The organism is Lyngbya sp. CCY1209 (assembly GCF_035615495.1).
GTDB lineage: Bacteria > Cyanobacteriota > Cyanobacteriia > Cyanobacteriales > Microcoleaceae > Limnospira.
Genome location: NZ_JAJENU010000687.1, coordinates 1 through 405, shown reverse-complemented (window position 1 = coordinate 405; position 405 = coordinate 1). Strand labels below are relative to the sequence as shown.

At 49.9% G+C, this 405-nt stretch carries 1 protein-coding gene; it reads right to left on the bottom strand.

Going from position 1 to position 405, the window contains the following annotated elements; translation table 11 throughout:
* The coding region (locus LKE08_RS28290; RefSeq protein WP_375341475.1) for a calcium-binding protein at positions 1 to 392 on the bottom strand (392 nt) is incomplete at its 3' end.
* Positions 393 to 405: the final 13 nt, after the last annotated feature.

Below are 405 nucleotides of genomic sequence, written 5' to 3'. Positions count from 1 at the left end.
GTACTGCGGTTGAAAACTATAACATCGCTTCCCGGTTCAAAATCGGCGATCGCATCTTGTTGCCCTTCCCCCACCTGATCCCGAGACAGGTAGGCAAAGGTATCATCTCCCTTATCTCCAAATAGGGTATCATCTCCTTTATCGCCAGATAGGAAATCGTTATCGGCACCACCATACATCAGATCGGCACCCAATCCACCGAATTGAGAATCATTTCCTTCTCCCCCTTGCAGGGTATCGTCTCCGGCGGCACCAATCAAACAATCATCTCCAACATTTCCAAATAGGGAATCATCGCGATCGGAACCCGTGAGCGTATCGTTACCCCCCAACCCGTCGATCGCACTGAGAATCTCAACCGTTACGGTCGCCGATGTTCCATTACTAAACACCTCAAAACTTCCC